The sequence below is a fragment of the Streptomyces sp. NPDC026500 genome, from assembly GCF_055567635.1.
In genome coordinates this window covers 37,330-49,723 of sequence record NZ_JBVHQB010000003.1, presented here as the reverse complement: position 1 = coordinate 49,723, position 12,394 = coordinate 37,330, and the positions used below count along the sequence as shown (strand labels likewise).

8 protein-coding genes are annotated in these 12,394 nt (G+C 72.2%); 4 read left to right on the top strand and 4 right to left on the bottom strand.

The window, feature by feature from the left end; all coding sequences use genetic code 11:
- Positions 1–82: 82 nt before the first annotated feature.
- Both ACZ4N5_RS06105 and ACZ4N5_RS06100 read left to right on the top strand, forming a co-directional pair.
- Positions 83–988 carry a (2Fe-2S)-binding protein gene (locus ACZ4N5_RS06105; RefSeq protein ID WP_467755928.1) on the top strand — a complete coding sequence of 302 codons (906 nt, stop codon included), beginning with the start codon at positions 83–85 and terminating at the stop codon, positions 986–988.
- 312 nt (positions 989–1,300) lie between these two features.
- Positions 1,301–2,341: a DUF2637 domain-containing protein gene (locus ACZ4N5_RS06100; protein ID WP_467755927.1), complete on the top strand. Its 1,041-nt coding sequence runs from the start codon at positions 1,301–1,303 to the stop codon at positions 2,339–2,341.
- A gap of 90 nt (positions 2,342–2,431) precedes the next feature.
- Here the strand turns inward: ACZ4N5_RS06100 and ACZ4N5_RS06095 are convergent, their stop codons facing one another.
- A complete protein-coding gene (locus tag ACZ4N5_RS06095; RefSeq protein WP_467755926.1) occupies positions 2,432–2,884 on the bottom strand; it encodes an ATP-binding protein in 453 nt (150 codons plus the stop codon).
- A 216-nt stretch (positions 2,885–3,100) separates the two neighbouring features.
- Here ACZ4N5_RS06095 and ACZ4N5_RS06090 point away from each other — a divergent pair, with 216 nt between their 5' ends.
- A complete protein-coding gene (locus ACZ4N5_RS06090) occupies positions 3,101–6,115 on the top strand; it encodes an alpha-mannosidase (RefSeq protein ID WP_467755925.1) in 3,015 nt (1,004 codons plus the stop codon).
- Positions 6,116–6,187: 72 nt separating this feature from the next.
- Here ACZ4N5_RS06090 and ACZ4N5_RS06085 read toward each other — a convergent pair whose 3' ends face one another.
- Entirely contained in the window at positions 6,188–6,682 is a 495-nt protein-coding gene (locus ACZ4N5_RS06085) for a hypothetical protein (protein WP_467755924.1), read from the bottom strand.
- 236 nt (positions 6,683–6,918) lie between these two features.
- On the opposite strand from ACZ4N5_RS06085, the gene ACZ4N5_RS06080 reads away from it, so the two are divergent.
- Positions 6,919–8,475 (top strand): helix-turn-helix domain-containing protein, encoded by a 1,557-nt coding sequence (locus ACZ4N5_RS06080; protein ID WP_467755923.1) that lies wholly within the window; start codon positions 6,919–6,921, stop codon positions 8,473–8,475.
- Positions 8,476–8,506: 31 nt separating this feature from the next.
- Here ACZ4N5_RS06080 and ACZ4N5_RS06075 read toward each other — a convergent pair whose 3' ends face one another.
- Complete coding sequence (locus tag ACZ4N5_RS06075) at positions 8,507–10,249, bottom strand: pyruvate dehydrogenase (RefSeq protein ID WP_467755922.1); 1,743 nt, start codon at positions 10,247–10,249, stop codon at positions 8,507–8,509.
- Between the two features lie 102 nt (positions 10,250–10,351).
- Positions 10,352–12,319 (bottom strand): protein phosphatase 2C domain-containing protein, encoded by a 1,968-nt coding sequence (locus ACZ4N5_RS06070; RefSeq protein ID WP_467755921.1) that lies wholly within the window; start codon positions 12,317–12,319, stop codon positions 10,352–10,354.
- Positions 12,320–12,394: the final 75 nt, after the last annotated feature.

Here is a 12,394-nt window from a genome sequence, read left to right as displayed (position 1 = left end):
CGCACATGGCCTCAGTTCAAACACCCGCGAGGCGAGGTAAGGTAAGGCTTACCTTCTAACGATCGTGAAGCGACGGTTCCGCATGTCCGCTCCCACCCTGTCCGCCGACGCCGGCGCGGCCACCCCGGCCGACCGAGCGGCCCGCCCCGGCAGGCCGCTCGCCGCCGTGTCGCCCGTGGCGGACGCGTACGCGCGGCCGACCGAGGTCTTCCCCGGACTGGGGGTCACCGAGCTGACAGCGGGGGAAGCGGCCCCGCGGGGCCCGGGCTGGGCCCCCGCCGCCCGGCTCGCGGAGGGCGGGCCCGACCTCGACGCGTTTCTCGCCCGGGACGAGGCCCAGGTGGTCCGGGACCACGGCCGACGGGCACGGCCCGATGTCGTGGCGAGCTTCGGACTGCACCGGTACGCCTGGCCGGCCTGCCTGTTGATCACCGTGCCGTGGTTCCTGCTGCGCCGGGTGCCGCGCCTGCCGGTGGAAAACGTCACATTCCAGCGCGAGCTCGGCCGGATGGCCGTCCGCGTCACCACGTTCGCCTGCCTGCCGGACGACCCGGCCGCCGCTCTGCCCGGCGCCAGGGTCGTACCGGACGAGGAGGCGCTGCGCGCGGAGGTGCGGGCCGCCGTGGCCGAACACCTGGAGCCGGTCCTCGGCGGGTTCGGGCCGCGGATGCGACGACGCGGCCGGGCGCTGTGGGGCATGGCGACCGACGAGATCGTCGAGGGCCTCTGGTACGTCGCCCAGCTGTACGGCGAGGAGCGGCGCGCGATGCGCGAGCTGGAGCTGCTGCTGCCGGGCCCGACCCGGCCGTACGCCGGCTCGGCAGCCTTCCGCGAGCTGGCCGGTCCGGACGGGGAGTCGCTGCCCACCCGGGACCGGGTGAGCTGCTGCCTCTTCTACACACTGCGCCCCGCGGACACGTGTGCCACCTGCCCGCGCACCTGCGACGCGGACCGGGTCACCAAGTTGATGACCGCCAAGGCGAGTTGAAGCGCCCCGGGCGAGCGCCGGTCACTTACGCGCCCCGGGACCGGCTTCGACCGAGGCACTCCGGGCCGTTCACGGATCACAGCTGCTTCACAAATTCCTCACTTGTCACGGGAACTTTCCGTGGGACCATCCGTATGGGTAGTCTTATTCGTACTCAACTCCCGTCCCTCGCGCGGTAGTTCGAGCAGAAAGTCGCCCTGCGCACCTCCTGGCACTTCCTTGGCGGCCTCTTGCCCCGAAACCCCCTGAGGGCCGACGTGATTGGGCCACTATGGCGGGCGTTACGCCCTATCCCAATGCAAGGGACCCCAGATGAGACTTACCGACATATCGCTGAACTGGCTGCTTCCAGGCGCCGTTCTGCTCCTGGGCCTGCTGGCGGCGGTGGCGGTGCTCGCGCGCGGCAAGCGGTCCGGGGACAGCACGAGCAGCGACGACTCGTGGGAGCGCACCGAGGAGCGCCGCAGGCGTAAGGAGGCCGTCTACGGCACGGCCTCCTATGTGCTGCTGTTCTGCTGTGCCGCGGTCGCCGCGGCACTCTCGTTCCACGGCCTGGTCGGCTTCGGCGAGCAGAACCTCGGCCTCTCCGACGGCTGGGAGTACCTCGTCCCGTTCGGCCTGGACGGCGCGGCGATGTTCTGTTCCGTCCTCGCGGTGCGCGAGGCCAGCCACGGTGACGCGGCGCTCGGCTCCCGCATACTCGTGTGGACCTTCGCCGGTGCCGCGGCCTGGTTCAATTGGGTGCACGCGCCCCGGGGCATGGCCCACGCCGGTGCACCGCAGTTCTTCGCGGGCATGTCCCTGTCGGCCGCGGTGCTGTTCGACCGGGCTCTGAAGCAGACCCGTCGTGCCGCGCTGCGTGAGCAGGGTCTGGTGCCGCGTCCGCTGCCGCAGATCCGTATCGTCCGCTGGCTGCGCGCGCCCCGCGAGACGTACAGCGCCTGGTCGCTGATGCTCCTGGAGAACGTCCGCTCCCTGGACGAGGCCGTGGACGAGGTGCGCGAGGACCGGCGCCAGAAGGAGCAGAACCGACTGCGCCGCCGGAACGAGGAGCGGGTCGAGCGAGCGCACCTCAAGGCGCTCAGTCGTGGTCACCGCGGCTTCGCCGGACGCGGTGGCGCCCGGGAACTGGAGACCGCGACCGTGGAACGGGCGCCCGCCCAGGCCTCCACGGAGCCTGCCATATCCACCGCGGAGCAGCTGCCCGTGCGATCGCGGCCCTCCCTCACCCCCGTCCGCAAGAGCACTGAGCCGATCACCGTCGACCTCACCACGGAGGACGACACGATGGCCCTGCCACGGCTCGACTCCCTGGAGCGCAAGCTCAAGGATCTTGAACAGCAGTTCGGCTGAGGCACACTCGACCGACCCCGGGCGGCAGCCCGGACGGCCCGGCCGGGATCTCCGGCCGGGCCCGGACACGACAATGGCGGCGCGGTGTTCCTACACCGTGCCGCCGTTCAGTTCGAACCACACCGCCTTGCCCACCCCGTGCGCCCGTACGCCCCACGCGTCCGCCAGGGACTGGACGAGGACGAGACCTCTGCCGTGCGTACCGTCGTCGGCGTTCGGTACGCACAGTCTGGGCCTGCGTGCCACGAAGTCCCGGACCTCCACGCGCAGTCCGCGCGGTCCGATCGTCGCCGTCAGAAGGGCGTCGTCGTCGGTGTGAATCAGTGCGTTCGTGACGAGCTCGCTGGTCAAGAGCTCGGCTATCTCGGACCTTCCCGGTTTCCCCCAGTGCCGTAACAGCTCCCTCAGCGCCTTGCGCGCCTCGGGCACCGCTCGCAGATCCGCCTTGCCCAGCCGGCGCCGGAGCTGCGCGCCGTCCGGTTGGTCGTTCGCCCCGTCGGACGCTTCCTCCACTGGATCGGTGGAGAAGGCCCCCCTGGTCATGGGACCACCTCCTGGTGCATGCCGCTTCATGACCCCCGCCTGCGTGCCGATGTCGGTTCCCCTCTGCTCGAACACGTTCACGGGAATCCATGCCCTCATCGGGAACGTGACAGTCATGTCGAATCGTCAACCAGCTGCCGTGGGGTCACGGGTGCGCGACGCCCGCACGGGGAAGTGAAGGGTTCGACAGAGCCGTCCGAGCACCGAGGAGCCGCCGTGCACGACGACCGTTCGCTGGTGGAGGCGCGCCTGGAGCGCGCGCTGCGGCAGTGCCTGCGCCCCGCGCAGTACGCGGACCGGGTGCCGCTCACGCTGTCCGTATGGCATGTGCCGGGCGAGCCGGTGCCCGTCGGCCAGGCGCTCCAGGCCTCCTACGAGCCCTTCACGACCGGCACGGTCTGGGGAAAGCCCTGGTCGACGAGTTGGTTCCGCATCGAGGGCCGAGTGCCCGAGGAATGGGCGGGCCGCCCGGTGGAGGTGGTGATCGACCCCGGGTTCACGGGGGACGGTCCCGGATTCCAGGCGGAGGGGCTGCTGTACGACGCGGCCGGCGTCCCCCTCAAGGGCATCCACCCGCGCAACCGCCACCTGACGGTCGGGGCACCGGCGAGGGGAGGCGAGGAGGTGCGTCTGCTGCTGGAGGCGGCGGCCAACCCCGCCGTCCTGCACGGATTCGAGCCCACGCGTCTGGGGGACGTCCTGACTGCCGGTGATGGGCCGATCTACCGATTCGCGGCTGTCGATCTCGCCGTACTCGACGAGGACGTGTGGCATCTGGTCCTCGATGTCGAGGTCCTCTCCGAGCTGATGTACGAGCTGGATCCGGAGCGGCCGCGACGGCACGAGATCCTGCGCGCGCTGGAGAACATGCTCGACGCCCTCGATCTGCACGACGTCTCCGGCACGGCGGCAGCGGCCCGGTCCGAGCTGACGGAGGCGCTGTCGCGGCCCGCGTCGGCGAGCGCGCACCGCGTCTCGGCGGCCGGGCACGCGCACATCGACTCGGCGTGGCTGTGGCCGCTGCGCGAGACGGTCCGCAAGGCTTCCCGGACCTTCGCCAACGTCACGGCGCTGGCCCTCGACTACCCGGAGCTGGTCTTCGCCTGCTCGCAGGCCCAGCAGTACGCCTGGGTCAAGGAGCACCAGCCGCACATCTGGGAGCGCATCAAGAAGGCCGTGGAGGCGGGCAACTGGGCTCCGGTGGGTTCGATGTGGGTGGAGTCCGACGCCAACATGCCGGGCGGTGAGGCGCTGGCCCGGCAGATCGTGCACGGCAAGCGGTTCTTCCGGGAGGAACTGGGCGTCGAGACCGAGGAGATCTGGCTGCCGGACTCCTTCGGCTACACGGCGGCCTTCCCGCAGCTGGCGAAGCTCGCCGGCGTCCGCTGGTTCCTCACCCAGAAGCTGAGCTGGAACCAGACCAACAAGATGCCGCACCACACCTTCTGGTGGGAGGGCATCGACGGCACCCGGGTCTTCACCCACTTCCCGCCCGTGGACACCTACAACTCCCAGTTCCACGGCCGCGAACTCGCCCACGCGGAACGCAACTTCGCGGAGAAGGGCCGGGCCACCCGCTCACTGGTCCCGTTCGGCTGGGGCGACGGCGGGGGCGGCCCGACCCGCGAAATGCTGGAGAAGGCCCGGCGGTTGCGGTCCCTGGAGGGCTCACCGCAGGTCCGGATCGAGAAGCCGGAGGCCTTCTTCGCCGCCGCCGAGGAGGAGTACGGGGTCCACGCACCGGTGTGGTCGGGCGAGCTGTATCTGGAGCTGCACCGGGCCACCTACACCACCCAGGCCAAGACCAAGCAGGGCAACCGGCGTTCGGAACACGCCCTGCGCGAAGCCGAGTTGTGGTGCTCCACGGCCGCCGTGCGCGATCCGTCGTACACCTACCCGTACGACGCCCTGGACCGCCTCTGGAAGACGGTGCTGCTGCACCAGTTCCACGACATCCTGCCGGGCTCCTCGATCGCCTGGGTGCACCGGGAGGCACGCGAGACATACGCGCGAGTGCTCGCGGAACTGGAGGAGATCACCGCGGACGCTGTACGGGCCCTGGGGCCGGGCTCGCCCGCGGTGCTGAACGCCTCGCCCTACCAGCGGACCGAAGTGGTCGGGGACGCGCTGGTGACGGTGCCGGGGCTGGGGCTGGGCGCCGCCGTACCGGCCGGGCCCGGCCCCACCGTGCGGGCCGAACAGGCCGACGGCGCCATCGTGTTGGAGAACGACCGGCTCCGGGTGCGGATCGACGGTGACGGGCTGCTGACCTCCGTACGGGATCGCGCGCACGGCCGGGAGGTGCTGTGCGGTCCCGGCAATCTGCTCCAGCTCCATCCCGACCATCCCAACGCCTGGGACGCCTGGGACATCGACCGGCACTACCGGCGCACGCACAAGGACCTGACGGCCGCCGAGTCGGTGGAGCTGGTGGAGAGCGGGCCGTTGCGGGCGACCGTGCGCGTCACCCGGGCCTTCGGATCCTCCCGGATCACCCAGGAGATCCGGCTGACGGCCGCGAGCCGCCGGCTGGACATCGTGACCGACGTCGACTGGCAGGAGTCGGAGAAGGTTCTCAAGGCCGCCTTCCCGCTCGACGTCCAGGCCGAACGGTCCGCCGCCGAGATCCAGTTCGGGCACGTCCACCGTCCCACTCACGCCAACACCGGCTGGGACGCGGCCCGTTTCGAGATCTGCGCCCACCGCTGGCTGCGCGTCGCGGAGGAGTCGTACGGTGTCGCGCTGCTCAACGACTCGACGTACGGCCACGATGTGACCCGTGCGCCGCACGCCGACGGCCTCGGCACCACCGTACGGCTGACCCTGCTGCGCGCCCCGCACAGCCCGGACCCGGAGACCGATCTCGGCACGCACCGGTTCACGTACGCGCTGCTGCCGGGGGCGGGCGTGGGGGACGCCGTGGCGGAGGGGCTCGCGCTCAATCTGCCGCTGCGGCAGGCCGCGGTGCAGGCGCTCGAACCGCTGGTGAGCGTCGACGACCCGGCCGTGACCGTCGAGTCGGTCAAGCTCGCGGAGGACCGCAGCGGCGATGTGGTGGTGCGGTTGTACGAGTCCCGGGGCGGGCGGGCCCGCGCGAAGGTGACCGCCGGTTTCCCGGTCTCCCGGGCCGAGGTGACCGACCTGCTGGAACGGCCGCTGCGCGAAGCCCCGTCGGAGATCGAGCTGCGGCCGTTCCAGATCCTCACGCTGCGGCTGCGGCCGGCCCGTTAGGGCGGCCCGGTCCCAGGGGGACGGGCCCGCACAACGCGTACCCGGCCCCCTGGCCCCGCAGGACGGGCGGCGTCAGTTGCCGTCGATGCGGATGATCCTGTGGCTGCGGTCCAGGCCGACGACGAGCTTGGTGGTCTGCCCGCCGCCCCAGGTGAGGGTGACATCGACCTTCGTGTGGCCGGCCGCGCCGGCGTCCTTCACCGTCCACTTCCCCGGGACGTTCTGGGCACGCAGGACGCCGTCCGCGTGATTGCGGTTCTCCCAGGCCGTCAACGCACGCAGTGCGTCGGCCTTGATGTAGTACTTCCGGAGTTCGGTGGCGAGCCGGCCGCCGTGGTCCGGGTCGCTCTGGGCGTCGATGTAGGCGCCGTAGAAGTCGGCGACGCGGGTCACGTTGTCGGACGCCGTGCCGCTCACCGTCCGCTGCGCCGCGGCGCCCGTGGCCGTCCCTCCCGTGGTCGCCTGTGCCGAGGCGGTGAGCCCGAGCGGCAGGGCCACGGCGGCGACGAGGCCGGCGATCAGGGCGGTGCGGCGGACGTGCTTGCGGGCGGTCGTGTTGCTGTTCATCAGTGTGCTTCCCCGGATTCGGTCGGTGCGGAAGTGTGTCGCGCTGTGCGGGGTGACCCCCTCGGCATCCGTGGTGCGGAGGCCGCTCCGGCGACACCAAGAGCATCGGCGGCCCCTCGGTCCGGGCACAACGGACGGCGCGCCATCCGCAACGGTGGAACCGTCCCAGGCCCACTGACCTCTCCTTACGGGGAGTGCCTGGGATGCCGTCCTGGGACGCGAAGCGGGGAGAACCGGTGTCATCCCAGGACGACGTGGAGGAGTTCGCGGCGCTGCTGCGGCGCCTGAAGGCGCGCACGGACCGCAGTTACGCCGCACTCGCGCGTCGGCTGAACATGAACGCCTCGACGCTGCACCGGTACTGCGCGGGGGAGGCGGTGCCGCTCGGCTTCGCACCCGTGGAGCGGTTCGCCGCGTTGTGCGAGGCCGGCCCGGCCGAACGGATCGAGCTGCACCGGCGGTGGATCCTGGCGGTGGCGGCACGGCAGCGGTCCCGGACACCGACGGGGACCGAGTCCGTGGCGGGAGTCGCCGGAGCCCTGTCGGCGGGCGCGGGCCCCACGACGGAAGGAACGGCCGAACCGGTGACCGAGCCGACCGTGGGCCCCGTTCCGGCGACAGCTGACGGCAACGGACCGGAGCCGGCGGCCGACTCCAACTCGGCGACGGCCGACCACTCCGTCCCGGAAACGGCCACCGGTTCGGTCTCGGCGACGGCCGCCGGCTCCCACTGGGCCACGGCCGCGGACTCCGTCCCGAAGGCGGCTGCCGCCTCCGTGCACGCGGCAGCGCCCGCCGCCTCGCCCGGTCCCCGAACGGCCTCCGCGGAGAGCCTCCCCGGCTCGCCGTCCGAGCATGGCGCGGCGTCATGCCCCACACCGCGAAAGCCCTGGTATCGACGCCGTGTCGCCGTCGCCGCGGCTGTCGTGACCGCGCTGATCGCCACCCTGGCCAGCCTGTCCGCCCTGCCGTCCGGGCACTCCTCGGCCACCGGCGACGACCAGGCGTCCGGCACGAAGACCGCGAGGACGACGGGCGCGCGGAGCGGCTCCGCGACACCGTCCGCCGTCCCCTCCACCCCGCGCGGCCGGCCGTCCGGCACGCCGTCCCCGAAGGCGTCCGGCACGCGAGACGCCTCGCCGGACCCGTCCGCGAGCCCCTCCCCCGCGGCCGGCTCCGCCGTCCCGCCCCTCACCTGGACCGCGAACTCCCATCGCTGGGCGACCGGTTGCGATCACGACTACGTCATCGACAAGGCACCCCAGCAGGTGCCGCCGCCCCCGGCCCCGCAGGACGCCTCCCCGTGGGCGCGGACACAGAACGCGGTCCACGGCGGCCAGACACTCGTGGACGTCTCCGTGCAGGGGCGGACGGACGCGGCCGTCGTCCTGGAGGCGCTGCGGGTCCGCGTCGTGGGACGGGACGCCCCGGTGAAGGGCAACGTCTATTCCACGGGCCAGGGCTGCGGCGGCGACATGGCCCCCCGCTCGTTCAGCGTGGATCTGGACAGGAACCGGCCGATCGCCCGCTCGGTCCCGGGCTGGGACGGCGCAACGAACGCTCCGGCGATGCACATGCCCTACCGGGTGTCCGTGACGGATCCCGAGGTGCTGATGGTCGACGCCCGGACCGTCGGCTGCGACTGCCGCTGGTATCTGGAGCTCGACTGGTCCTCGCAGGGCCGCGCCGGCACCGAGCGCATCGACGACCACGGCGTCCCGTTCCGCACCAGCGGCACCGAGGGCCTGCCGCACTATTGGTACGCGAGTGGCGGCTGGACCCTCACGGACTGAGCGGGGCCATCGGCGCACGGGGCCGACGCCCTTACGGGCGGGGCACGTTGCGCAGGTTGGAGCGGGCCAGCTGCACCATGCGACCGACGCCGCCGTCCAGCACGATCTTGGACGCCGAGAGCGCGAAGCCCGTCACCATGTCCGCGCTGATCTTCGGCGGGATGGACAGCGCGTTCGGGTCGGTGACGATGTCGACGAGGGCCGGGCCCTTGTGGCGGAAGGCGTCCTTGAGGGAGCCGGCGAGTTGCTTGGGCTTCTCGACCCGGATGCCGTACGCCCCGCACGCGCGGGCCACCGCCGCGAAGTCCGGGTTCTTGTTGGTGGTGCCGTAGGAGGGCAGCCCGGCGACCAGCATCTCCAACTCGACCATCCCGAGGGACGAGTTGTTGAAGAGAACGACCTTCACCGGCAGGTCGTACTGCACGAGGGTGAGGAAGTCGCCCATCAGCATGGAGAATCCGCCGTCGCCGGACATCGACACGACCTGCCGCTTCCGGTCGGTGAACTGGGCGCCGATCGCCATCGGCAGCGCGTTCGCCATCGACCCGTGCGAGAACGAACCGATCACGCGGCGGCTGCCGTTGGGCGAGATGTAACGGGCGGCCCAGACGTTGCACATCCCGGTATCAACGGTGAACACCGCGTCCTCGTCGGCGAGTTCGTCGAGCACGGAGGCGACGTACTCGGGATGGATCGGGACGTGCCTGTCGACCTTGCGGGTGTACGCCTTGACGACCCCTTCGAGGGCGTCCGCGTGTTTCTTCAGCATTTTGTCGAGAAAGCGCCTATTGCCCTTGGGCCGCACCCGCGGGATCAGACAGCGCAGTGTCTCCCTCACATCGCCCCACACCGCCAGGTCCAGCTTCGACCGGCGCCCCAAGTGCTCGGGCCGCACGTCGACCTGAACGATCTTGACGTCGTCGGGGAGGAAGGCGTTGTACGGGAAGTCGGTGCCCAGCAGGATGAGGAGGTCGCACTCATGGGTCGCCTCGTAGGCCGCGCCGTAGCCGAGGAGCCCGCTCATGCCGACGTCGAACGGGTTGTCGTACTGGATCCATTCCTTGCCGCGCAGCGCGTGCCCTACCGGAGACTTGATCTTCTCGGCGAACTGCATGACCTCGGCGTGCGCGCCCGCCGTGCCGCTGCCGCAGAACAGCGTGACCTTCTCCGCCTCGTCGATCACCGCGACGAGCTTGTCGATCTCTGTGTCGCCGGGCCGGACGCTGGGCCGGGAGGTGACGAGGGCCGTCTCGACGGTCTTGTCCGGGGCGGGCTCGGAGGCGATGTCGCCGGGCAGCGAGACCACGCTGACACCGGACTGGCCCACCGCGTGCTGAATGGCGGTCTGGAGCAGCCGCGGCATCTGTTTGGGACTGGAGATGAGTTCGCTGTAGTGACTGCACTCGCGGAAGAGCTGGTCGGGATGGGTCTCCTGGAAGTAGCCGAGGCCGATCTCGCTGGAGGGAATCTGCGAGGCGAGGGCCAGTACCGGGGCCATCGAGCGGTGCGCGTCGTACAGGCCGTTGATGAGGTGGAGGTTGCCCGGGCCGCAGGAGCCGGCGCAGGCCGCGAGCTTGCCGGTGATCTGGGCCTCGGCGCTCGCGGCGAAGGCGGCGGTCTCCTCGTGGCGGACCTGGATCCAGTCGATGGCCGCGTTGCGCCGGATCGCGTCCACGACCGGGTTGAGGCTGTCGCCCACGACTCCGTACAGCCGCTTGACGCCGGCGCGGACCAGGATGTCGACGAACTGCTCGGCGACGTTCTGCTTGGCCATGCTGCACGCACCTCTTCGTGATCCTCGATGCCCTCGGGTGGTCCCGGGTCCCCCTGGTCCTTCGGCTCGTCCCTCGGTTCCATCAATTCACACCCTGCGCACTTACGCCTCCCACACGGCGGCGGCCGTCCGGTCGTCGGCGTACCCCTTGACCCGCACCAGGCTGTCCGCGAGGAACGCGGCGAGGCCGGGCGGCTCCCCCGCCGACCACCGTGTCGTCAGGTACTCGGCCAGCTCGGGTTCGCCGCGCAGCGGCTCGGCCAGGCCGCCCGTACAGAGGAGGAGCGTGTCACCCGGGCGGGCGACGGAGGCCCGGAACCGGAAGGGGGCGTGCGGCGGCCGGGGGGCGGGTTCGTACGGGCTCGGGGGCGTCGTGATACCCAGGTCCATGGTGAGCCGGTCGCCCTCGGGGGTCTCGTGGGGCGGCGATCCGAAGCCGACGACGGGCTCCCCGGTGGTGTCGGCGACCCGCGGTTCGATGTCCTGCCACTCGCCGTCCCGCAGCCGGAACAGACCGCCCGCGCCGACGCCGAAGAAGACCCGGGTACGGCACTCGGGATCGGCGGGCAGCAGCAGACAGCGCAGGCCCGCGGTGTACTCCTCGGGTTCGACGCCCTGCTCCGCCGCGCTCGCCCGCAGTTTGCCGAGGCTGCGGTCGGTGAGCCGGTGCAGCCCGGACTTCAGGTCGCCGCGCCGGGCGGCCCGGATGTCGTCGGCCAGCCGCGCGTGACTGCGCCCGACAGCCTGTCCGATCCACTGGCACGCCTCCGCCGCGGCCCGGTGCGCGCCCGGTGTGGCGCGGGCGCCGGTCGCCATCGCCACCAGCACGAGCGCCTGCTCGCCCGTTCCGAACCGGGCGGTGAGCAGCGCGTCCCGGCGCGGCTCGCCCCGGAACCGCGCGGAGTCCCCGCGTACGGACACGGCCCGCAGGGTGCTCGTTCCGTACCGTGCGCCGTCCAGCACGGTGTCGGCGACCAGGTCACCGAGTTCGTCCGGCTCGGCGGGCGGCAGCGCGGTCGGTTCGGGGTCGTAGGTGGGCGGGCCGGAGCCGACGTGGCCGACGGAGGGCGGCGCCGGGACGACGGAGAGGACGGTCTCCCGGGGCTCGCCCGCGGGCATGTCCTCGGGGGCCGACTCGGGCGGTGGTGTCCGGAAGCCCCCGGTGGTGCTGGGCAGCGCGGCCGCTGCGGGGTCGCGGGGCGCCGCGCCCGGGAGTGGGGCGGGAGCCGACACGGGTTTCGGCGGCACGTCCGACGGCGCCCTCGACGCGGGCACCTGCGCCGCGGGAGGCTCCGGGTACGTGTCGCTCCGGGTGTCCCTGGACGCGTCCGGGCCGGGCTCCTGCGCGGTGAACCCCGGCGGTTTCGGGCCGGGCGGGAAGGGTGCGGGAACGGCCTGGGCCGGGCCGGGGGGCGGGAGCTCCCAGGACGGGGGTTCCCAAGGCGTGGGCTCCCAGGAGGTGGGCTCCCAGGAGGGCGGCTCCGAAGAGGCTCCGCCGCGGCCGGGCGGACCCGTGTCGGCACCGGGCCCCGGCACCGGGCCGCGCTCCCACCGGCCGGGCCGCGACACCGTCTCGTCGTGCGGGGTCGCGTCGGGCCGGACAGCGGAGGCCGAGGGGCCACCGCGCCCTCCCGATACGGCCGGTGGCTGCCTCGGCAGCGGGGGAGGCTGCTTCCCCGTCTCGGGAGACGACGACCCCGGCACGGCGGGCGGCTGCTCCGGGCGCGGCGGACCGTCGAGCCCGCGTGCGTCGGACCGCCGGACGGAGCCACGCCCCAGGGCGGTCTCCGAATCCGGCACGGACGCCGTATCCGGCACGGACGTCGGATCCGAGGCGGACCTCGCATCGGACGGGGGCCCCGGTTCCGATGGTTCCGATGCGCGCCGCGTCTCCGACCCGGATTCCCGCCCCGGATCGAGCCCGCCCCCGACCGTCCCCGACGCCGACGCGAACCGGTCGTCGAGGGAATCGGCCACGGCCGCGGGCCCCGTGTCCTCGGTGGAGTCGTCGTACAACTGCCTCCACCAGTCGTCCTCGTGACCGGTGGGCTTCTCCCCCTGCTGGCTCATGCTCCCGATTGTCCACCGAGACAGCCGGTTGAAAACGGGGCATCCGGAAAAACCGGCCAAGGTGCAGCCCGTCGA

Bases quoted from the DNA above. Each gene is read 5' to 3' on its own strand.
- ACZ4N5_RS06105 (WP_467755928.1), top strand. From the start codon at position 83: ATGTCCGCTCCCACCCTGTCCGCCGACGCCGGCGCGGCCACCCCGGCC.
- ACZ4N5_RS06100 (WP_467755927.1), top strand. From the start codon at position 1,301: ATGAGACTTACCGACATATCGCTGAACTGGCTGCTTCCAGGCGCCGTT.
- ACZ4N5_RS06095 (WP_467755926.1), bottom strand. From the start codon at position 2,884: ATGACCAGGGGGGCCTTCTCCACCGATCCAGTGGAGGAAGCGTCCGAC.
- ACZ4N5_RS06085 (WP_467755924.1), bottom strand. From the start codon at position 6,682: ATGAACAGCAACACGACCGCCCGCAAGCACGTCCGCCGCACCGCCCTG.
- ACZ4N5_RS06075 (WP_467755922.1), bottom strand. From the start codon at position 10,249: ATGGCCAAGCAGAACGTCGCCGAGCAGTTCGTCGACATCCTGGTCCGC.
- ACZ4N5_RS06070 (WP_467755921.1), bottom strand. From the start codon at position 12,319: ATGAGCCAGCAGGGGGAGAAGCCCACCGGTCACGAGGACGACTGGTGG.